The 20,073-nt window shown below is 69.0% G+C and carries 17 protein-coding genes and 4 pseudogenes; 11 read left to right on the top strand and 10 right to left on the bottom strand.

Annotation, left to right across the window (positions count from 1 at the left end; translation table 11 throughout):
* Nucleotides 1-24: 24 nt before the first annotated feature.
* Nucleotides 25-516 (top strand): hypothetical protein, encoded by a 492-nt coding sequence (locus tag ACN9M0_RS00210; RefSeq protein WP_366042618.1) that lies wholly within the window; start codon nt 25-27, stop codon nt 514-516.
* Between the two features lie 136 nt (nt 517-652).
* A complete protein-coding gene (locus ACN9M0_RS00205; protein WP_426402809.1) occupies nt 653-1,798 on the top strand; it encodes a hypothetical protein in 1,146 nt (381 codons plus the stop codon).
* Between the two features lie 65 nt (nt 1,799-1,863).
* On the opposite strand, the gene ACN9M0_RS00200 is transcribed toward ACN9M0_RS00205, so the two are convergent.
* The 5 genes and pseudogenes from ACN9M0_RS00200 to ACN9M0_RS00180 form a co-directional block, all read right to left on the bottom strand.
* Complete coding sequence (locus tag ACN9M0_RS00200; protein ID WP_366042616.1) at nt 1,864-2,493, bottom strand: Fic family protein; 630 nt, start codon at nt 2,491-2,493, stop codon at nt 1,864-1,866.
* On the bottom strand, nt 2,483-3,058 hold the full coding sequence (locus ACN9M0_RS00195; protein WP_426402808.1) for a hypothetical protein: 576 nt from the start codon (nt 3,056-3,058) through the stop codon (nt 2,483-2,485). Before ACN9M0_RS00195 ends, ACN9M0_RS00200 begins: the two co-directional genes overlap by 11 nt.
* A 422-nt stretch (nt 3,059-3,480) precedes the next feature.
* Nucleotides 3,481-5,480 (bottom strand): annotated as a pseudogene (locus tag ACN9M0_RS00190) (PHP domain-containing protein); the annotation flags it as partial.
* Between the two features lie 317 nt (nt 5,481-5,797).
* Nucleotides 5,798-7,588: a virginiamycin B lyase family protein gene (locus ACN9M0_RS00185; protein ID WP_426402807.1), complete on the bottom strand. Its 1,791-nt coding sequence runs from the start codon at nt 7,586-7,588 to the stop codon at nt 5,798-5,800.
* Between the two features lie 253 nt (nt 7,589-7,841).
* A pseudogene (locus tag ACN9M0_RS00180) lies at nt 7,842-7,985 on the bottom strand (ATP-binding protein); the annotation flags it as partial.
* Between the two features lie 288 nt (nt 7,986-8,273).
* On the opposite strand from ACN9M0_RS00180, the gene ACN9M0_RS00175 reads away from it, so the two are divergent.
* Complete coding sequence (locus ACN9M0_RS00175) at nt 8,274-9,029, top strand: transposase family protein (RefSeq protein ID WP_426402806.1); 756 nt, start codon at nt 8,274-8,276, stop codon at nt 9,027-9,029.
* 107 nt (nt 9,030-9,136) lie between these two features.
* Here the strand turns inward: ACN9M0_RS00175 and ACN9M0_RS00170 are convergent, their stop codons facing one another.
* Nucleotides 9,137-9,757 carry a TetR/AcrR family transcriptional regulator gene (locus ACN9M0_RS00170; RefSeq protein ID WP_426402805.1) on the bottom strand — a complete coding sequence of 207 codons (621 nt, stop codon included), beginning with the start codon at nt 9,755-9,757 and terminating at the stop codon, nt 9,137-9,139.
* Between the two features lie 94 nt (nt 9,758-9,851).
* On the opposite strand from ACN9M0_RS00170, the gene ACN9M0_RS00165 reads away from it, so the two are divergent.
* From ACN9M0_RS00165 to ACN9M0_RS00155, 3 genes are all read left to right on the top strand, one after another.
* Entirely contained in the window at nt 9,852-10,670 is an 819-nt protein-coding gene (locus tag ACN9M0_RS00165) for an SDR family NAD(P)-dependent oxidoreductase (RefSeq protein ID WP_426402804.1), read from the top strand.
* Between the two features lie 113 nt (nt 10,671-10,783).
* On the top strand, nt 10,784-11,602 hold the full coding sequence (locus ACN9M0_RS00160) for an SDR family oxidoreductase (protein ID WP_426402803.1): 819 nt from the start codon (nt 10,784-10,786) through the stop codon (nt 11,600-11,602).
* Nucleotides 11,603-11,907: 305 nt separating this feature from the next.
* Nucleotides 11,908-12,945, top strand: coding sequence for a hypothetical protein (locus tag ACN9M0_RS00155; protein ID WP_426402802.1), 1,038 nt, complete (start codon nt 11,908-11,910; stop codon nt 12,943-12,945).
* 55 nt (nt 12,946-13,000) lie between these two features.
* Here the strand turns inward: ACN9M0_RS00155 and ACN9M0_RS00150 are convergent.
* Together ACN9M0_RS00150 and ACN9M0_RS00145 are read right to left on the bottom strand one after the other, a co-directional pair.
* A pseudogene (locus tag ACN9M0_RS00150) lies at nt 13,001-13,852 on the bottom strand (transposase); the annotation flags it as partial.
* Nucleotides 13,804-14,664: a PHP domain-containing protein gene (locus tag ACN9M0_RS00145; RefSeq protein WP_426402801.1), complete on the bottom strand. Its 861-nt coding sequence runs from the start codon at nt 14,662-14,664 to the stop codon at nt 13,804-13,806. The gene ACN9M0_RS00145 and the pseudogene ACN9M0_RS00150, both read right to left, overlap by 49 nt.
* Before the next feature lie 278 nt (nt 14,665-14,942).
* On the opposite strand from ACN9M0_RS00145, the gene ACN9M0_RS00140 reads away from it, so the two are divergent.
* Entirely contained in the window at nt 14,943-15,548 is a 606-nt protein-coding gene (locus ACN9M0_RS00140) for a dihydrofolate reductase family protein (protein ID WP_366042614.1), read from the top strand.
* A 180-nt stretch (nt 15,549-15,728) separates the two neighbouring features.
* A protein-coding gene (locus ACN9M0_RS00135) for an IS5 family transposase (RefSeq protein ID WP_426402800.1) occupies nt 15,729-16,660 on the top strand; the annotation gives its coding sequence in 2 pieces (ribosomal slippage) (nt 15,729-16,061 and nt 16,064-16,660; 930 coding nt in all).
* A gap of 16 nt (nt 16,661-16,676) precedes the next feature.
* Here the strand turns inward: ACN9M0_RS00135 and ACN9M0_RS00130 are convergent.
* Entirely contained in the window at nt 16,677-16,898 is a 222-nt protein-coding gene (locus ACN9M0_RS00130; protein WP_366042613.1) for a hypothetical protein, read from the bottom strand.
* A 177-nt stretch (nt 16,899-17,075) separates the two neighbouring features.
* Here ACN9M0_RS00130 and ACN9M0_RS00125 point away from each other — a divergent pair, with 177 nt between their 5' ends.
* From ACN9M0_RS00125 to ACN9M0_RS00115, 3 genes and pseudogenes are all read left to right on the top strand, one after another.
* Entirely contained in the window at nt 17,076-17,441 is a 366-nt protein-coding gene (locus ACN9M0_RS00125; protein ID WP_366042612.1) for a helix-turn-helix transcriptional regulator, read from the top strand.
* A gap of 124 nt (nt 17,442-17,565) precedes the next feature.
* Nucleotides 17,566-17,967 carry an STAS domain-containing protein gene (locus tag ACN9M0_RS00120; RefSeq protein WP_366042611.1) on the top strand — a complete coding sequence of 134 codons (402 nt, stop codon included), beginning with the start codon at nt 17,566-17,568 and terminating at the stop codon, nt 17,965-17,967.
* Between the two features lie 355 nt (nt 17,968-18,322).
* Nucleotides 18,323-18,481 (top strand): annotated as a pseudogene (locus ACN9M0_RS00115) (IS481 family transposase); the annotation flags it as partial.
* 162 nt (nt 18,482-18,643) lie between these two features.
* Here ACN9M0_RS00115 and ACN9M0_RS00110 read toward each other — a convergent pair.
* Entirely contained in the window at nt 18,644-19,603 is a 960-nt protein-coding gene (locus ACN9M0_RS00110) for a HEAT repeat domain-containing protein (protein WP_426402799.1), read from the bottom strand.
* Nucleotides 19,604-20,073 lie beyond the last annotated feature (470 nt).

The raw sequence follows: 20,073 nt of genomic DNA, 5'->3' as shown, positions 1-20,073 counted from the left end.
CACAGCCACGGAGGCAACACCCTGATGGGACAGATCACCGAAACCAGCCGGGCCCGCAATGAACAATCCATTCGCGCGGCCATGGACCGACTCCTGAATGGGGAAGTCCCCGCCGGCGGCCGCTGCGACCTCAAGACCCTCGCAGCCGAGGCCGGAGTGACCCGGACCGGCTTCTACGCGAAGAAGGACCGGGACGGCAGCATCCGCCCCGGCTCCTACCAACACCTGGCCGACGAGTTCAACCGGCGCCTGCAAGCTCTTCACGAAGCCGGCGACATTCCGGACCCCAGGGACGCCCAGATTGACCGGCTGAAAGCCGCCAACAAAGCCCTGCAGGACCGCCTTGCCGAGCATGCCACGACGATCGAGGCCCTGACCGACTTCAAGAAGCGAGCCCTGTCTCAACTCGCCGCCCAGCACGAGGAGATCAACCAACTCCGCCGACAATCCGGACCACCCTCCCTGAGGGCACTTCCGCCTCGACGACCGGAAACCGTCATCGGGACTTGCAGCTGACCTCCGTCCCGACGGTGGTGGTCCCCATCCGAGGGCCCTGCCGGCGTACACGGGTAAGTACTCAGCCGCGTAATGCTGAACGAGCTCTGGCGCCGATCTTGTGACGGTCACAGATGGCAGACATTGGGGATGCCCAGTGGTGGTCGAGGATGATGCGGGGATGACTGATCAGGGCTCCGCCGTCATTCCGGCGCTGGTATTCGATGAGGAGCACGTACCCGTGCTCGTCGGTGGCTCGGTGAGCGCCGGGTGCTTCATGGTGGGGGGCGCCAGCATCGTCATAGGCCAGGCGGGGATGGTGATCATCGTGGAAGCGAATGACGCACCCGCCAGGAGCGCTGTGTGGAGCGCTGAGGAGGTCCGTCTGATCGGGCCCGCACCAGCCCCGGTCACAGAGCGACTGATGGGGTCACCCTGGGGCACGGACGGACGTTCGTTGCCGATCCACATCGCGGTCCGCCTCGGAGAAGGGGTCCTGGACCTGGGCACTGCCAAGGTGAGCCAGGCCAGCACATCCGACGGCGTTCTCACCAACTGCGAACTGCGCTTTGAAGCACCCTTGAGTCGACAACTCCTCAACCGGGTACGCCCAGCATTTCCCCCCGTGGACCTGCCGGGCCTCGAGTGGCTCAGGAATGTGAACGGTGATCGTGCGGCAGCGCTGGAACAGTTCGTCACCGGCTGGTACCCCGCCGCAGGCGCCACCGAACCACCTGCCGGCTGCGCTCCGTCACGCCTGCCTGCTGGACTGAGGCAGCTGCACCGGCTCGCGAAGCAGCGGCCGGGTGCCCTCGGAACCCAGAACCGCATCCTGCCCGAGCCAGACATGCACACCGACCATCTCGGGGAGATGCTCGTCTTTGGCGTCGAGAACCAAGGAGGCTTCCTCTGGTCGCTCCTGTGGACGCTAGACGGACCTGAGGCCGATCCGACTGTCTGGTTCCGTGAATTCGACGAGGAACCGATCGCCGAACAGGAACCGCTCAGCGGCTTCCTGATCCAGTTCTCCCTCTTTGAGGCATCCATGGGCGCCGACTATCTGGCCCTGCCGCGCAGGCTCACGGCAGCACAGGTCGCTCAACTCACCCAAGCACTGCACCCTGTACCCTTGCGTCCCTTCTGGCCCTGGGCACCCACCCACTTCTACGTGGCCCCCGGCCTCGTCGTGCGCGTCAGCAACGAGGGCGGCGAAGATTTCGATGTCTGGGCCGGCGCCACCCACCGAAGCGCCCTGGAACCGCTGGCGGACTTCCCCGTCGACTGGACCCGATTCGATGGCTGACGTCACAAGATCAGCGACAGAGCCGCTGAACATGCTCACCTGTCAGCTTCGACGGGAGCCTTCACTCACCGTGCGGTTGCCCTACGGTGAGTGGCGCGGATCAGCACGGTGACCAGAGCCGCCAAGTCGAGAGCGCCGTCAGGGTCGTCCGCGTAGCGGGTGGTTTGCAGCGGCCCCACTTCGTCCAGGCGTACTCCTTCCCTCTCCAGGACGTGGGCGAGGATCAGCAGTGCCAGGCGGGCGTTACCGTCTGGGTAGGGGTGGAAGAAGGCGATGTCGAGGTATGCCCTGGCTGCGCGGGCTGTCAGGGGAACTGACGGGTCGGCGCTCTGGTGCAGGCAGGCGGCGAAGTCCTGCCATGTGTGGGGCGTGAGGCCGTATCGTTCCCGGCCGCCCTTGGCGAAGGCGTCGCTCTTACGCAGACCCACCTCGTTCACACCGAGAACCAGCCTCTGCCAGTCGGTGAGAAGGGTCGGGGTGAGCGGCTCTCCCTGTGAGGCCGCGACGCGGGACAGGGCCATCGCAGCGAGCAGCCGGTCGGCGCGATCCGGGTCGCGAAGGCGGACCGGACCGTCGAACCAGGCAGCGAGTCCGTCGACGGCCGGGCGCACCGGTGCCGGGCCTACGCTCGCGGCCGAGGACCAGTCGACCTGCTCCCTGACCTTGCACCACGCTGCCAGCGCGTCATCGCTCACGATAGAACCCGCGACCGGTCAGGCGAATCGCCAGGTCCTCTCCAACCGTGTCGACCAGGGTCGGGGCAGGTGCAACGTGGCTCTTGAACTGGCCGCCGATAGCGGCTTCCACCGCCTTCTGCGCCTCTTCGGAGCCAAGGCCGGTGGAGGTGAGGAACCAGGTCAGCGTCGTCTCGCAGAGCCCGTACCAGGACGATTCGGCGTGCGTGCTGTTGACGACCGCGGTGACCAGGCGGGTCACCGCGCGTTCCAGATGCCAGCTTCGGTCCTCGGCGTCCGCGTCGGGATGCGGTGCAAGCTGCTCGAACCGCTCGGCCCTGTCCTCCAGCCAGTCACGCCACTCCAGGAGGCAGGCCACGACGCGTTCGGCGGTCTCATGTGCGTCTGTGACCGAGTGTGACTCGCAGCACCAGGCTTCGACGGGTCCGCCGTTGTGGACGGAGCGGTCCCAACCGCAGGCCCACCGGCCGTAACGGGACACCAGGAGCACGGTGACGTTGTCCATGAACCGATAGCCCGCCACCCGGTCGGGATCAGCCGCCCGGTCGGCTTCGGAAGGAACCATCGGGACGACAAGCGCCGTCAGCCGTGCCGCCTCATCATCGTCCCAGTCGAAAATGTTCCGGCTGGGGTCAGCGGCAGTCCAAGGCAGCGACCAGACTCGTTCGATGTGGATGGACGTGGCGTACCCCCGAAGTCAGACATGACGGAACAACTAACCGATCATGCCCGGCAGGTCAAAGCCTGTCACTCCCATTTGTTAGCTCTGCCGCCCGGCTGCCTCCACCCGCCGGGCACGTTCACGGGTACCCGCCCGAGACTCACCCGTGGGTACGCCGACAGGCCCTCCCCGCCCACACCCCTGCGAGTGAATTCCTTCGCGAGATACACGGGACACACCTCGCAACAGCAGACCGACATCTCAAGAGGCACTACCTCGCGCCTATGGGACATGACCTGCGAGGGACACAGCCAGTGCGGGAACAACACGGGGCCCGGCCTGAACAGCGAGATGTCGGCGATGACGTCCTGGGGGTCGCGCGGCTGGAGCCGGCCGACGAGGTCCTGCTGACCGGGTGACTCGAGCTGGAACATGCCGACCGTGTCGCTGTCCTGGATCATTTTGAAGGCGAAGACGTCGTCGAGGGGGACGTGATCTGCGTTGTCGAGGTCGATCTGGCGGCCGGTGGTACGGCGGATCTCGGCGACGGCGTGGGCCGTCGCGGACTGCATCCTCACGCCCAGGACGTCGAGCTTGAGCAGGCCGAGGTCTTCGACGTCGTCCTTGTCGGCCTGGACCATCGGGTACTTGCCCTGCGCGGTGGGCTGAACCGGCAACCGATCCAGCAACGCAGCGTTCGACAGGATCACACGCCGCAGGGGTGCATCGCCATCCCGCGCAGAAGCTTGTCGAGCCCCTCGGCCAGCTCCCACAACGGCCCGTACTCGCCGGCCTCGGCGTTCAGACGGCGCAGTTCGGGGAGCTCAGCGAGTGCGGAGCGGATGTCACAGGCCCGGATGTGCGGGAAGGCTTTCGCGCCCCGGTCGACGACGTGCGGGGGCAGGCCGAGCGCGAGCCCGGTGTCACGCAGGGCGTGCCGCGCACGGTAGGTCTCCGGCATCCCCGTCACCGCGACCCGCTCAGCGCCGAAACGCTCGAAGATCCGGTCGTAGACCTCAAGGCGGCGGGCGGACTCCACGTCGATGTCGATGTCTGGCAGCGACGCCCGCCGCTCGGACAGGAACCGCTCGAACAACAGGTGGTGTTCCAGCGGGTTCGCGGTCGCCACGAACAGCGAGTGGTTGACCATGGAGCCGGCGCCGGAGCCGCGGGCCGCGACCCGGATCCCCATATCCCGGGTGTCGGCCACGACCTGCGCGACCGCGAGGAAATACCCCTCGTAGCCGAGCCGGCCGATGATCCCCAGCTCGTACTCCAGCTGCTCCACCGACCGCCGGTCGGTATCGAGGCCGCGGGCGACCATCCCGGCCTCACACCGCTGCCGCAGCAGCCGCATCGCCCCGCCTGCCCCCGGATCCGCGCCGACGACCGTCGGCTCCGGGAAATGCGCAGTGCCCATGCCCAGGTCCGCCACCGGATCGACGACGCACGCCTCCGCCGTCCGGAGGGTCTCGGCGAGCAGCCGGGCTGCGCGGCCCGGGCCGCCGCCGGCGTCCGTGCAGATTCGCTCCGCCACCGCGGCCGTCTCGTCCGGGCCCTTGAGCCATCGCTCGCCGCAATCCAGCCGCCACCGGTCGACCGGCCGCAGCAGCCGCGCCGCATCCAGCACATCCGCGAGCCGGTTCTGGCCAGGATCGGCGTAGCGGACCGCGTTCCCGAGCACGGCCGGGATGCCGAGCCGGTCCGCCGGGCCGAGCGTGTGCGCGGCAAGCCGTCCAGACCCCGGGCCCATGCCCGCGAGCCTCACGACAAGACCTCCAGCCGAAGACCGGCCCCCACCAGCTCCCGCCACGGCACGAGCAGCCGCTCAGCGACATCAGCCCGGCCCGCCGCGAGCGCGCGCACCGGCTCGGGCGCCGGCCCGAGCCTCACCGCCAGGTCCTCGCCCGCGTACGCCTGAAGGGTCTCCCGCGACGCGGTCGGCACCCCGTCGGCAAGGTGGGCAGCCGAAACGATCCGGCTCAGCCGGCCCCACCCGGCAGCGTTCTTGGCCGGCAGGGTGTCGCGCAGGGGCGCCTCGACGACATGGGCGCCACCGCGGACCGGGGTCCGCCCCCGGGCCGGCGCCTGGGAAGAGGTCGGCAGGCACGGGGCGACCGCGAGGTCGACGCCGAAGACGGGGCGGACCCCGGCGGCCATGGCGGCCTTCGCGAAGCGGACCGTGCCCGTGACGTTGTCGCGGTCGGTCAGCGCCAAGGTCCCGATCCCGCGCTCCGCGGCCCGGGCGACCAGATCGCTCGGGTGGGAAGCGCCGTAGCGGGGCGGAGAAGCCGGAGGCGCCATGCAGATGCACCCCACCACCCATGACAGCCTCCGCCTAAATACCCCCAAACCCGCACTAACCTCCTGGTCAGACTTCCACCGTACCGAACAGATATTCGAACACGCGCCCGCACGCCCTTCGGTAGGAATGGGAAACGTGTGACTGAGCGCGCTACCCGGCCCGGATGGACAACTCCGATGCTCAGAATCGGACCGGCGGCCGACCGGCTCGGATCGGCAGCTGAGGGGGACTTCCTGGCCGAGGGCATTGTCGGAGCCGATCGGCGGCTGCTCGACGGCTGAGGCCGGGGGCGGGGTGCTCCCGGCCGGGGTCCCGGTGTCGGGAGCACCCCGTCGGGGTCACGGACAGCCGGGGCCCGTGCCGGGGTTGGCGCAGACGTCGGTGCCGGCACCGCCGTTGTTGTTGTTCGTTCCCGGGCCGCCGTCGAGGTTGTCGTTGCCGACGTCGCCGAAGAGGGAGTCGTTGCCGGGGCCGCCGGTCACGGTGTCGTCGCCCGCGGAGCCGTGGAGGGTGTCGTCGCCGACGCCGCCCGCGACGAGGTCGTTGCCGGGGCCGCCGGTGACCGAGTCCGCCCCGGGACCGCCGCATACGAGGTCGTCGCCAGCGCCGCTGTTGATGGTGTCGTTGCCGCCGTGGGCGAGGATGACATCACGTCCGGGCGTGCCGTTGATCCGGTCGTCGCCGGGGGTGCCGGTGATGGTGGGCTGTTCGCCGAAGCAGGTGACCGCGTCGACGGTGGTGGTCTCCGTCGCAGTGTCGTTGGCCGGGGCCGGGTCAGAGACCGCGCCGGCTACGCCCGCCGTATCGACGGCGATGTCCTCGGTCGTGGCCTTCGCGGTGATGGTCCGCGCGGCGCTCGCACCGGCGGTGAGGGTGCCGATGCCACAGGTGACGACGTCCGGGGTGGTGCCGGCCGCGGTGCACCCGGGGGACGCCGAGACGAACTGCAGTCCGGCCGGGAGGGTGTCCTGGAGGACGACCCCCTCGGCCGTCTGCGGGCCGTTGTTCGTCGCGGTGAGCGTGTATGTCACGTTCTGGCCCTCCACGACGGGGTCGGAGCCCGCGTCGGACTTCGCGACGGCCAGATCGGCTTCGGTCAGGTGGATGTGCCCGATGAAGCTGGAGGTCTCGGCGAACCAGATGTCGTCGTCCGGGCCCTTGGTGATGCCCCAGGGGCCGCGCTCCGAGGAGGGCAGGGGGAACTCGGCGATGACGCCGGACGTGCTGATCCGACCGATCTGCCCGCTGTTGCGTTCGGTGAACCACAGGCTGTCGTCCGGCCCGGCGGTGATGTCCTGGGGCTGGGGCGCGAGGCCGCTCGACGGTACGTCGTACTGGGTCATCACGCCGGACGGGGTGATCCGGCCGATCCGGTTGCCGCCGAACACGGTGAACCAGAGGTTCCCGTCGGGGCCCGTGGTGATGTCGGTCGGGCCGCCGCCACCGGGGACCGGGAACTCGGTGACGACGCCTGACGGGGTCATGCGGCCAATGAGGTTGTCGCCGATTTCGGTGAACCACAGGTTCCCGTCCGGCCCGGAGGTGATGTAGGACGGCTGGCCGGAGCCGGCGGGCAGGGGGTACTCGGTGAGGGCGCCGGCGGTGGTGATGCGGCCGATCCGGTGGGCGTTCTGCTCGGTGAACCACATGGCCCCGTCCGGGCCGGCGGTGATCCCGGTGGGCTCGTCGAACTGGTCGGGGAGCGGGTACTCGGTGACCGTGCCGGTCATGTCGATCTTCCCGACCCGGGAGTCGAAGTGCTGCATGGTGAACCAGACGTTCCCGTCCGGGCCGGTGGTGATGTCGTGGGGGGTGCTGAACTCACCGGGCAAGGGGTACTCGGCGATGAGGGTGCCCGTCGGGCTCATCCGGCCGATCTTGTTGCCGACGGCCTCGGTGAACCACAAGTTGCCGTCGGGGCCGGTGGTGATGCCGACCGGGGTGCTGGGGGTGGGTACGGGGTATTCGTCGAGGCTGACGGCGGCCCGGGCCTGCGGGGCCCCGGCGACCAGTGGCAGGGCGGCGGCCATCAGGATGCCGGTGAGTAGCGCCGCCAGACCGCGGCGACGGCGGGGTTCCGGCCGCTGGGGCGTTCCTGGCTCTGGCGCGTTGCGGGTTGTGGGAGTCATGGGCGAGCACCTTTCGGTCGCATGGGAGCGAGCCTGTCGTACCAGAGCCCGATCGTTTCTTCGGATGCGGCGGCACCTGCGGCGCGCCGGATCTTCACCTGTATTCCACCCGATTGGAGCCGTGCCGGCCGGTGGCGACGGCGGGCGGCTCTGGTCTGAGCGGGTCGTTGGGCAGCGTGGTTTGCACCGGTCCTGCGCCTGTCTCACGCGGCTACACGGAAGCGATCACCAGCGGCGTCGTGCGCCTGACCGGGACGCTCTTCGGCAGCCTCCCCCTGACCCTGGCCGGAGCCAGCCGAACCAGCTTGGTCGCCAGGACGTACTTGACCCGGTAGCCGGCCATTGCGGTCTCTGTGCCGAGCGCGATCAGCAGGTGGGATTTGCCAGTGCCCGGATCCGCGCTGGGACGGCATGCTGGTGTGACAGTCGGGCGAGGCCCTCTGTGTGTGTCTGGGCCTCGTGTGCGTGTGTGCACGCGGATGCCGAGGATCGTGGGTGGGGGTGGTGTCTGGTTGTGGGGGAGGGGGGGTATGTGGGTGGGGCGTCTTTGAAGGTGTGGGTGCGGTGCCAGTGAGCCTTTTTCAACCTGGCGGTAGTGGCCACGAGTTGGACGCTCCTGCGCAACGACGAAGCTCCTGGTAGTCGGTGTCATGACCAAGATCCACCGTGCTGCCAGGAGCCTCGCGTGCTTGTCTACCCGTCGTCGATCGACCTGTCCAGTCGCACCCTGCGATATCTGGCCGGACATCTCACCTCCCGGCGGCAGGAGATCGGCACGCGGTGGCGACGACTGGCACCAGGGCGCCAAGCCCTGCTCGCCCTCGCCCACCTGTGGTGTGGTGACACCTACGCCCAGCTCGCCGCTGGGTTCGGTATCGGGATCGCGACCGCCTTCCGCTACATACGCGAGGCCGTCGACGTACTGGCCGCCCTCGCCCCATCCCTGGCCGAGGCGATGAAGACGATCCAGATGAAGGCGTTCGTGATTCTGGATGGCACCCTGCTGCCGATCGACCGGATCGCCGCCGACACCCCGTACTACTCCGGGAAACACAAACGCCACGGCATGAACGTCCAGGTCCCCACCGGCCCGTTCGGACGCCTGCTCTGGGCCTCGCCGGCTCTGCCCGGCTCGACTCACGACCTGACCGCCGCACGCCACCACGGGATCACCGAAGCCCTCGCTGAGGCGGACCTCAAATGCTGGGCGGACAAGGCGTACCAGGGAGCTGGCGGGCCTGTCCGGGTGCCCTTTCGCGGCCGTCGCCTCAAGCGATGGAAGCGTCGTCACAACACCACCCACGCCAAGATCCGCTGCCTCGGCGAACGCGCCATGGCCACCCTCAAGGGGTGGCGCCTCCTCCGGAAGCTCCGCTGCAGCACGAACCGGATCACGGACGTGGTGAAGGCGGTCGTCGTCCTTCACCACGCCTCAACGTGAGGTTGGAAAAGGCTCACGGGTCTGGCTGGGCCAGGCTCGCAGGACAGACGGGAAAACTGGAGTTCTGTCGCCCAGTCCTCTTCAGTTCGGGACCGCAGGCAGAACAGCTAGTCAGCGAATGCGCCCATGGCGCGGTCGAGCAGCACGGTCAGTGGAACTGCTCCCTTGCAGGCCACCCACGCCGCCGAAGCCGCGTCCGCGCAGGCGAGGGCGGCCGCGACGAGCGCGGCCGGCCGGGGATCGTCCGGCTGGCCGGGACTGGTCCCCAGTCGCCGTGCGATCTCCGGGGCCATTATCTCCTGCCAGTGCATCTGCTTCTCGAAGTGCCGGGCGCGCAGTGACGGCGTCTCCTGGAGCATCCGCAGATAGCTGAGCATTCGCTCGGGTTCTGCCTCGAGCATCCGCGTCATCACGTCGAACACCCGGCGCAGCGCGTCCCAGGGCCGCTCTTCGTCGGGCCGGGCGGCGAGCGCGTCGGTGACCTGGCGGCCGATCTCGTCCAGGTCGGCCAGAACGATGTCTTCTTTCGTGCCGAAATGGCGGAACAGGCTGGCGCGCGACAGTCCGGCCTCGGCGGCGATCTGGTCGACGGTCGTCCGGTCGAATCCCTGCTTGGCGAAGAGCCTGAGGGCCACGTCTGTCACTTCCGCCCGGATCGTGGCGCGCTGGCGCTCGCGAAGCCCGGGCTTGGCCGTGGAGCGGGTGGGGGTAGCGGCGGAGTCACTCATACCCGCAGAGTACATGAAGATCTCAACTTGATACTGAGTCTCAAATAGAGTTACAGTCTTCATGTAAGACGTCGTTTCGAGTGGGAGTGTTTCCATGAGCAAGATCTGGTTCATCACGGGTTCCTCGCGCGGCTTCGGCCGCCAGTTCGCCGAGGCCGCCCTACAGCGCGGCGACAAGGTCGCGGCCACCGCCCGCAACACCAAGGCGCTGGCCGACCTGGCCGAGCAGTACGGTGACGCGGTGCTGCCGCTGCAGCTGGACGTCACCGACCGCACCCAGGTGTTCGAGGCGGTCGCGGCGGCCAAGGAGCGGTTCAGCCGACTGGACGTGGTGGTCAACAACGCCGGCTACTCCCTGATCGGCGCCGTGGAGGACCTCGGCGAGCAGGAGCTGCGCGACCAGCTGGAGACCAACGTCTTCGGCGTCTTCCACGTCACCCAGGCGGTACTGCCCGTCCTGCGGGAGCAGGGCAGCGGCCACATCGTCCAGATCTCCTCTGCCATGGGGGTGGCCACCTTCGGCGGTACGGGCGGCTACAGCGCCTCCAAGTGGGCGCTGGAAGGGATGAGCGAGGCCCTCTCCCAGGAAGTCGCGCCCTTCGGCGTCAAGGTCACGCTGATCGAGCCCGGCGCCTTCGCCACCGACTTCGCGAGCTCGGCGGTCTTTACCGCGCACGGCCAGGACGCCTACGGCCCGCTGTACGCGTCGCTGACCGAGATGGGCGCCTCCGCCCAGGCGCCCGGCCCCGAGGGGGTCGGCGGCGCGATCCTCCAGATCGTCGACGCCGAGCAGCCGCCGCTGCGCGTCTTCTTCGGCGAGCAGCCCACCCAGTGGATACCCGCGGTCTACCAGCAGCGCCTGGAGACCTGGGCCCAGTGGGCGCACGTGTCCAAGGCCGCGGAAGGCAAGTAAGGAAACCTCCGGCCCTCGGGCCATGACATGCCGGGCCGCTACCGCCGCCCATCTACACCCGGACAGCCCTCCCGTTCGAGGGCGGCCGTCCCTACCAACAGAAGGTTCACATCATGAGCAAAGTCTGGTTCATCACCGGCGCATCGAAGGGCTTCGGCCGCGAGTTCGCCCTCGGCGCCCTCGAGCGTGGCGACAAGGTCGCAGCGACCGCCCGCAACACGGACACTCTCAGCGGTCTGGTCGAGCAGTACGGCGACGCCGTCTTGCCCATCGAGCTCGACGTCACCCATCGCGACCAGGTGTTCGCCGCGGTGAAGTCCGCGCACAAGACGTTCGGGCGGATCGACGTCGTCATCAACAACGCGGGCTACGGGCTCTTCGGAACGGTCGAGGAGATCACCGAGCAGCAGCTGCGCGACCAGATCGAGACGAACCTGTTCGGCGTCTTCCATGTCACGCAGGCGGTCCTCCCGATCCTCCGCGAGCAGCGCGCGGGCCACATCATCCAGATCTCGACCATGGGCGGCATCGTCGCGTTCCCGACCCTCGGTGCCTACCACACGTCGAAGTGGGCGCTGGAAGGGATGACGGACGCACTCGCCCAGGAGGTCGTCGGCTTCGGCATCAAGGTCACCCTGGTCGAACCCGGCGGATTCGCCACCGACTGGTCCGGTGCATCCGCCGTCATCGCCGACGCGCATCCCGCGTACGCGGCTCTGCACGAGAACATGGCCGCACAGCGGGCACAGGTCGTACTCCCGGAGCCGGTCGGCTTCAAGTCCGCGATCCTCACGCTCGTCGACGCCGAGGAGCCGCCGCTGCGCGTGTTCTTCGGCGAGGGGCCGACCTTGATGGCACCGCAGGTCTACCAGCAGCGCCTGGACACCTGGGCCGAGTGGGCGCACGTGTCCAAGGCAGCCGAAGGCAAGTAGCGGGCGCCTGACCCGCAGGCCATGACACGCCCACACCACGGCGTGTCACCGCACCGCCGACACCTGAGAGCGCCCGGACGGCGCACCCACCCAGGCCCTCTCACCCTCGCAGGCAGCAGGCCCTTCCCCAGCGGGACGCGACATCCCCTGCTCACGCAAGCATCATGCCGCCCCCGTTGCGGGAGCCTCTCGGCCGGCAGCCCGGGCGACTCGTCCCGCACCACCAACAGCAGCACAATCAGGAGTGGGCTGGCTGGGCCCACCCGCCCCACCCCCCCACCAAGGCCCTCTGAAGGAGCCCTTTCATGTCCACCGCCAAGCGTCGTGCACTGATCATCATCTCGTCCGGTCACCGGCTGCCGCTGGCGGCGCCGGCCGAGGTCAAGTCGATCTCGACCGGGTTCTTCCTGGTGGAGATGGCTCAAGTATTCATGGAGTTCGAGGACGACTACGAGTTCACCTTCGCCACACCCGACGGCAACGCCCCGCAACTCGACATCAACGGCATGGCCCTGTCCATGCACTACATCGAGAAGATCGGCGCCAAGACCATCCCCCTGCGCAGGCAGCAGCGCCGCCGCTCGTTCACCGTCAACAGCTTCCGCGAGCGCCACCCCGACCTGGTCGCCCGCCGCGAGCAGGAAGTTCGGCTCCTTGAGCGGCACATCGGCCGGATCCCGGTCTCCGACCTCCTGCCCAACAGCGAACCTGAGCTCGCCGAGTACCGCCCCGAACTGATCCGCCGCCTCGACAAGCTGCCCGAGGGCACCTTCCACTCGCTGCAGGACCTCGTCCAGCGCCACCGCGATGCGGCCGACCCGTTCACCTTCGCCGACTTCGACTTCATCCACACCCCCGGCGGTCACGCCCCCATGGTCGACTTCCGCGACAACCCGTGGCTCGGCGAAACCCTCCATGTGGCCCGGGAGAACGGCGTCACCATCTCCTTGATCTGCCACGCGCCCATCGCGGTGACCTCCACCCGGCAGCGCATCGACGCGCAGGGCGCCGCCTACCCCGTGAAGGACAACCCGTTCCTCGCCGCCACCATCTCGACCGTCCCCAAAATCGGCGAGCTGTTCGCGCTGAGCTTTCTCTACCCGCACGTCCCGGGCAAGAAGACCCGACTGCCCTACTTCGTCGACGTGGCCATCAAGGAAGCCGGCTTCACCGTCGCGTCCTCCCTCAACATGTCCGCCCCGCAAACCTCCTACGAGCCGTCCGTGCGGCTGCTCACCGGCAACGGCCCGCAGGCCGTCGACAAGCAGACTGCCGAACTCCGCAGCATCCTCACCCACAGCCCCGCCGCCCACCGGACCAGCGGCAAGCAGGCGAGCGCATAGACACGACCACACACCGTGCCGATCAGGCAGCCAATGATGCGGTCAAGCAGCCAGATCAGGTGCGGAGGGGGGCCGATACGGCCCTCCTCCGTACCTGATCTGGCTCCCTGGCAGAAACTGCCTTCCCGTCAATGTCCTGTCGCGTCATGGGCTCACCGACGCGTGTGCCGTCCAGACGCAGGCCGGACGGGCCGCCCCAGCTCAACATGCAGAACTTGACAGGGAAGCGCAGGGCGTGCCGCGCACGGTAGGTCTCCGGCATCCCCGTTACCGTGACCCGCTCGGCGCCGAAGCGCTCGAAGATCCGGTCGTAGACCTCATGGCGGCGGGCGGACTCCACGTCGATGTCGATGTCCGGCAGCGACGCCCGCCGCTCGGACAGGAACCGCTCGAACAACAGGTGGTGTTCCAGCGGGTTCGCCGTGGCCACGAACGGCGAGTGGTTGACCACGGAGCCGGCGCCGGCGCCGGAGCCGCGGGCCGCGACCCGGATCCCCAGGTCCCGGGTGTCGGCCACGACCTGCGCGACGGCCTTGGGGAACTTGGCGCCGTAGGTCTTCGCAATGGCGTCGATCGCCTTCTCGGCGTGGCCGCGGTCCTCGGCGTTGTAGATCTCCTGCATCGCCTTCGTCGCGCCCGGCTGCGCGGACTTCGGCAGGCAGTTGGTGACGTTGCGGGCCTTGTGGACCCAGGAGCGCTGGTGGCGGGCGGCGGGGAAGACCTCGGCGAGGGCCTTCCAAAGGCCCATGGCGCCGTGGCCGATGACCAGCTCAGGGTCGCGCATGCCGCGTCGGCGGCAGTCGCGCAGCAGGTCGGCCCACGACTCGGTCGACTCGCGCAGCCCCTCGGCCAGGGCGATCAGCTCCTTGGTGCCGTCCAGGCGGACGCCGAGCAGGACCAGGACGCACGAGTGCGCCGCTCCGCCACCGCGGCCGTCTCGTCCGGGCCCTTGAGCCATCGCTCGCCGCAATCCAGCCGCCACCGGTCGACCGGCCGCAGCAGCCGCGCCGCATCCAGCACATCCGCGAGCCGGTTCTGGCCAGGATCGGCGTAGCGGACCGCGTTCCCGAGCACGGCCGGGATGCCGAGCCGGTCCGCCGGGCCGAGCGTGTGCGCGGCGAGCCGTCCAGACCCCGGGCCCATGCCCGCGAGCCTCACGACAAGGCCTTCAGCCGAAGACCAGCCCCGACCAGTTCCCGCCACGGCACGGGCAGCCGCTCGGCGGTATCGGTCCGGCCCGCCGTGAGGGGGCGCACCGGCTCGGGATGCCGGTCCGAGCCTCACCGCCAGGTCCTCGCCCGCGTACGCCTGAAGGGTCTCCCGCGACGCGGTCGGCACCCCGTCGGCAAGGTGGGCAGCCGAAACGATCCGGCTCAGCCGGCCCCACCCGGCAGCGTTCTTGGCCGGCAGGGTGTCGCGCAGGGGCGCCTCGACGACATGGGCGCCACCGCGGACCGGGGTCCGCCCCCGGGCCGGCGCCTGGGAAGAGGTCGGCAGGCACGGGGCGACCGCGAGGTCGACGCCGAAGACGGGGCGGACCCCGGCGGCCATGGCGGCCTTCGCGAAGCGGACCGTGCCCGTGACGTTGTCGCGGTCGGTCAGCGGCAGTGTCCCGATCGCGTGCTCCGCGGCCCGGGCGACTAGATCGCTCGGGGGGGGAAAAGCGCCGTGGCGGGCGGAGAAGCCCGAGGCGACATGCAGATGCACTCCGCCACCCATGACAGCCTCCGCCTAAATACTTTCAAACCCGCACCAACCTCCTGGTCAGGCTTCCACGCGTCCGAACAGGTATTCGAATACGTGAGTCCGCGCACCCTTCGGCATGGACGGGAACGTTTGTGACTGAGTGTTTCGGTTGACCCGCTGAGCGTGGTACTTGGGCCCGGCTGAGCGTGCTGATTGGCCCAGGCCGTTACCTCGTTACTCCACGGCGCGGCCGATGAGTTTGTTGCTCCCGGTCGGTCCAAGCTGGTGACACCCCAGGAAAGGACACTGCCATGTCGGAACTTCTCGTCGACTTCATCACCTCCCTCGACGGCCATGCGTCGGGAAAGGGGTGGCCCGGGTTCTGGGGTCTCGAGGGGCCGGAGTACCTCGCATGGCTCGGCGAGCAGCCCGAGGCCGCTTACCTGATGGGAGCGAATACCTACCGCCTGATGTCGGGCTTCGCCGCAGGCGAGGTCCCCGAGGGCCAGGACGAGTTCAGGCCCGAAGAAGAGGCGTCCGTCGACGAGCTCACGCAAGCGTCCAAGGTGGTGTTCTCCTCCTCGCTCGAGGAGCCACTGACGTGGGCCAACTCCACGCTCGTCCGCGACGACGCTGTCGAGGCGGTCCGCGCCATGAAGTCGAGTGGCTCGGGGCTCCTCAGCACGATCGGCAGCCTGAGCCTGTGCCGGTCCCTGCTGCGAGCCGGACTCGTCGACCGCTTCCGGGTCGTGATGTTCCCGGTGATCACGGGGGCCACCGGCGAAGAACGCATCTACGACGGCTATCCGGACGTTGCCCTGGAGATGATCGAGCACCGCACCTTCGACGGCCGCATCCAGCTGGTCGAGTACAAGCCCCGCGTGCTCGAGCACCCGCCGCTCGGCGTCCCTGCGTGACGTCGCCCCGTCCGCCGGTCTGGACGGCTGCCGGGCCGGCTCCGGCGGGCGCGGCCTTTGAGTGGGCTGGCTGGCCTCTGAGCGCGATACGGCTGGGGCGAAGGAGGTGCTTGCGTCATGCGGCTAGGGCTTGTCCGGCCGATCATGTGACTACCGCGTGTCCGAGTCGTTGATGTGGGCATGGGGCGGGGTGATCTGAGTGATGCCGAGTGGGAACGGCTGCGGCCGTTCCTGCCGGTCAGCAACGGGCGTTGTGGCAGGTGGCGGGATCACCGGCAGGTGATCGACGGGATTCTGCACCGGGTGCGGACCGGGGTGCAGTGGCGTGATCTGCCCGAACGGTTCGGGCCGTGGAAGACCGTCTATGAACGCCATCGCCTGTGGTCGGCCGACGGCACCTGGGAACGCTTGCTCCAGCAGGTCCAGGCCGCGGCGGACGCCGCAGGCGAGATCGACTGGGACATCTCGGTGGACTCCACGATCGTCCGCGCGCATCAGCATGCGGCCGGTGCCCGCACCGATCCACCCCCAGCACTCGCTTCAAAGGGGGCCGAAGGAGTGGAACATCGGGACGAGACACCGTGGGAGAGCCTCGTCGGCCGCCTGGTGGAGGTGGTGCTGGAGGTGAGGGCCTGGGCCGCTCGCGCGGCGGGTTCACCAGCAAACTTCACCTGAGCGCGGCCGGCCGCTGCCGCCCCCTGTCTCTGGTCGTCACGCCGGGACAGCGGGCGGACTGCACGCAGTTCATCCTGGTCCTGGAGGCAATCCGCGTCCCGCGGACCGGCCCGGGCAGACCTCGCAAGAAGCCCGGCAGCGTCGCGGCCGACAAGGCATATAGCAACGGGCCCTGCCGCCAGTACCTGAGGCGCCGGGGCATCCGGCACACCATCCCGGAGAAAGCCGACAGCCAGGCCGCCCGCCTGCGCAAAGGCTCACGTGGCGGACGGCCACCGGGCTGGGATGAAGAGCGGTACAAGAAGCGGAACACCGTTGAACGGGCGATCAACCGACTCAAGCAGCACCGGGCCGTGGCCACTCGGTACGACAAGCGCCGATACGTCTACCTAGGCACCGCGACTGCTGCGGCACTGGTGATCTGGCTCCGCTCGTGAGTGCCAGGATCAGTCCTCATTCGTCTTCCGGCAGGTGGTAGTAGACGGTCCCCGACCGCCAAGGGCCGTGTTCGGTCGTCTCTGACGAGATCACCACGTCTTGGATCTCAACAGGTCCCAACGCGTCGATGGTGTCGGCCAGCCGTCGCAAGAGGGCCGGAACGCTATCGCAGCCCGGGCCAGCGGGGTTGGCCTGCGAGAAATGGCGCACGGTCCAATGCTCCGGAGTATCAATCATGGGCTGATCGTAGGACCTGCCGTGGTCAGCAGACCGACCGCTGGGGCCGGCGACTCGCATCCCGGGAGCAGCCCAGACCGTGATCGACCGGACAGGTCCTAGCTGACCCATGTTCTGCCTATCGTGAATCCGGATTCATGCTTGCGAATACCGGACATATGGTTCTTTAATGGATGCGTGGCGGAAGAGGTGCAGGATCCTCGGAGCAGCTGGACGTTTCTCACGCATCACGCTCGCGTCTTGCTGATGATCTCGCGTGACGCCGATGCGCGTGTGAGGGACCTGGCTGTGGCCAGCGGGTTGACTGAGCGGGCCGTGCAGTCGGTCCTCGGCGATCTGGAGAAGGCCGGTTACGTGAGAAGGTCGCGGATCGGGCGCCGCAATCACTACCGAATCATCCGTGGTACCCACTTCCGTCACCCGGCAGAGGCGCGCCATGAGATCACTGGCCTGCTGAAGCTGTTCAGGGACCTGGATGGCGACGTCGCCTACGCATCCGACACCGTGGCGGGTGAGGGAGATGGACGCAGCGCAGAGGCGTGACGAGGGGCTTCCTGCCGTCCTGTTGCGACCGGGACCGGACAAGCTCCGGCGCACGTTCAACGGGACGGCTGCCTATCGACGGCCAGGGCCGGGCCCTGTGCATCTGTCGGTACACGCTGCGCACATGACGCGCAGCGTGACGGCCCCGGTGGTCGCCGTGGTCGCCGGTGGCAGCGCACCGCGAGGCGAGATCGCTACAGAGCAACTGGTCATCCGGCTCGCCCCGGATGAGACCGGCCGCGGTCGGGTCCTGGTGCGCGGGGAGATCGATATCCAGGGAGCGCCCGATCTCCACCAGGCACTCGTCCTGGCCCTGGGCACCGGCTCTGGACGTCTCTTGGTGAACCTGGCCGAAGTGTCCTTCAGTGACTGCAGTGGACTCAACGTCTTGTTGAAGATAAACGCTCGGGCCAGGCGAATGGGGGTTGCGTTCGTCCTGGAAGCCCCGAGTGCTTCAGTCGACCGGCTGCTGTCGCTCACCAAGAGCCGGAAGGTTTTCACCATTCGTGACGTCCCTGAGGCGTGATCGCGGCTCTGTGGAACCATGCGGTACGCACCGATATGGGATGAGGCGTCCTCTGTCCCGCTGGCACCTGAGCGTCCCCGGGACAGGGGAGCAGGGGCGCCTACCGAGCCGCGAACGGGGATTGTCATGCTCATCAGTCATGACCTCGACGACGGTGTACTGCGTCTGGTGCCGATGTGTGATCTCGACGTCTCTGCCCGAGCCGCGGCTACGTTGCAGGCGGAGGCGCTCCTGTACGCGTACCGGCTCAGGCATGTCGAGTTGCCGTTGCCAACCGCTGCTCCGTCATCCGCCTCACTCGGTGCCCTCGCCCGTACGCGGCGACTGTGTGATGCCCTGGGTATTTCCCTGACTCGACCGTTCCAGCCGACTGCGGACGACTCCGCACCGCATACTTCCGGCGGTCGAGACCCGCGTCTTCCGGCTGCGTTGCGAACGCAAGCTCGGCCCGGCATGGATCGGCCCGATCCTGGGCCTTTCCGCCTCGACCGTGTACCGGATTCTGGTCCGTCACCTAGACCTACTCCACCTGCAAGCGGCGCGGCGACGTCCCATCACCCCGAGACCGTCGTCGCCCTCTTCTCTGAACCCGCCCGAACCGTCTCGGTGGGCGCCCTGGAGCGCGCCGGCACGGTCAACGGCTGGCCCCTGGCCGCAGCTGCTGATCCGGTCCTGCTCACTGCGTCGTGAGCAGGTCCACAGCCTCGCGTACGGACCCGTCCGGGTCGTGCGCGAGGAGCGCCAGGACGGCATCGGCCTCGGGTGTCTCGCGTGCGACGAGTCCTTCGACGGAGGCTTCCCGTACGGCGGGGGCGGGGTCGTGGGCGAGGGCCGTGAGGAGGGCGGCGGTGGCTTCGGTACGCCGGTAGGCGACAACCTCGGCCACGGTCTGCCGTACGTCGGCCGGCGCGTCGCCCGCAAGCTCCCGCAGCAGCCCGTCCGTACCAGGCGTCGACCAGCCGGCCACGGCCCGGGCGAGCGCCTGTCTGACGCCGGCGTCCGGGTGCCCCGCGAGCGGCGCGAGCCGCGCTACCGGGCCGCGCCGTCGGAGCCCGTACCACCGGAGCGTGTCGCACAGCGCGGCCGTGTCCGCCCGCGCCTCGGCCCGCTCCAGGCGGTCCAGGAGCACCCGGGAGGCGGGCGCGGGCCCGTCCTGGGGGTCCGGCCGCCGCTCCCGCAGCCGCCGGGACCCGTACTCGCCGCGTACGACACAGCAGACGCAGGGCGTGGTCCCGTGGGCCCCGGGGAAGTACCGCCACCCGCTGACCTGCCGGACAGCCCTTACCTGTCGGACCTCGCTCCGCGCGACCGCCCGGGGCAGGATCACCTCCCACCCCAGCGCCCCGTCGCCCAACTCCCGTATCCGGCGCACCGCATCGGCCGCCGTCACCGCCTCGTGGACCCGCCCGTACCGCCCGACGGTCACCGGCTCGCCGTCCGGCAGCCGCACATGCACGGCGGCCATCCCGCGCGGCCCGGGCCGCCGGGCCAGCTCCCGCAGCCACTGATGGGTCAGCGTGTATGAGGGCAGTACGGGGAACAGGAAGACCCCGGTCCGCCCACTGTTCGCCTTGATCCCGCTCCGCCGGATCCGTTCCGCGTGCGCGGCGGGTGTCAGGTGCACGAAGGTCGCCATGCGGCGATGCTAGGCGGCTTCTCTGGCGGTGGCGGTGGCGGTGGCGCTGGCACTGGCGGTGGCTTGGCACGGCCCGCACCGGTGCGAGGCGTCCGCCCCCTTGGGCGGGTCAGCCCGTGGAGGGCCGGGTTGGGGTGTGGGTGGTCGGCCTGCGTGGGCGGTGTGGTGTGTCCCGCAGGGGAGCGTTCGCCTGGCCACAGGGTGGTTGTGACGTGCCGTGGTGAGGGGGGAGCGGGGTCTGCGGGCTGACTCACCACCGGGCTTACCACGCGGGTCGCAGGCCGCATACCACGCAGGTCACAGGCTGCTGACCGCCGGACTCGCCATGGGGAGTTATGGCCTTGTGACGGCTGGGGCTTGTGGTGGTCAGCTCCGTGGTGAGGGGGCCGTCGAAGGGTGAGGCATCAGCCGTTGCCGACCTCTTCAAGGAGCCCTGGATGCCTCCGCCCGCTCTGCTGAGACCCCGTCGC

The sequence above is a fragment of the Streptomyces sp. R-07 genome (assembly GCF_049913175.1).
In the GTDB taxonomy this organism is placed as follows: domain Bacteria; phylum Actinomycetota; class Actinomycetes; order Streptomycetales; family Streptomycetaceae; genus Streptomyces.
This window is presented reverse-complemented; position numbering and strand designations above follow the sequence as displayed.

Bases quoted from the DNA above. Each gene is read 5' to 3' on its own strand.
- ACN9M0_RS00185 (WP_426402807.1), bottom strand. From the start codon at position 7,588: ATGACTCCCACAACCCGCAACGCGCCAGAGCCAGGAACGCCCCAGCGG.
- ACN9M0_RS00160 (WP_426402803.1), top strand. From the start codon at position 10,784: ATGAGCAAAGTCTGGTTCATCACCGGCGCATCGAAGGGCTTCGGCCGC.
- ACN9M0_RS00195 (WP_426402808.1), bottom strand. From the start codon at position 3,058: ATGGTTCCTTCCGAAGCCGACCGGGCGGCTGATCCCGACCGGGTGGCG.
- ACN9M0_RS00120 (WP_366042611.1), top strand. From the start codon at position 17,566: ATGACGCGCAGCGTGACGGCCCCGGTGGTCGCCGTGGTCGCCGGTGGC.
- ACN9M0_RS00155 (WP_426402802.1), top strand. From the start codon at position 11,908: ATGTCCACCGCCAAGCGTCGTGCACTGATCATCATCTCGTCCGGTCAC.
- ACN9M0_RS00165 (WP_426402804.1), top strand. From the start codon at position 9,852: ATGAGCAAGATCTGGTTCATCACGGGTTCCTCGCGCGGCTTCGGCCGC.
- ACN9M0_RS00110 (WP_426402799.1), bottom strand. From the start codon at position 19,603: ATGGCGACCTTCGTGCACCTGACACCCGCCGCGCACGCGGAACGGATC.
- ACN9M0_RS00170 (WP_426402805.1), bottom strand. From the start codon at position 9,757: ATGAGTGACTCCGCCGCTACCCCCACCCGCTCCACGGCCAAGCCCGGG.
- ACN9M0_RS00145 (WP_426402801.1), bottom strand. From the start codon at position 14,664: ATGGGTGGCGGAGTGCATCTGCATGTCGCCTCGGGCTTCTCCGCCCGC.
- ACN9M0_RS00130 (WP_366042613.1), bottom strand. From the start codon at position 16,898: ATGATTGATACTCCGGAGCATTGGACCGTGCGCCATTTCTCGCAGGCC.
- ACN9M0_RS00210 (WP_366042618.1), top strand. From the start codon at position 25: ATGGGACAGATCACCGAAACCAGCCGGGCCCGCAATGAACAATCCATT.
- ACN9M0_RS00140 (WP_366042614.1), top strand. From the start codon at position 14,943: ATGTCGGAACTTCTCGTCGACTTCATCACCTCCCTCGACGGCCATGCG.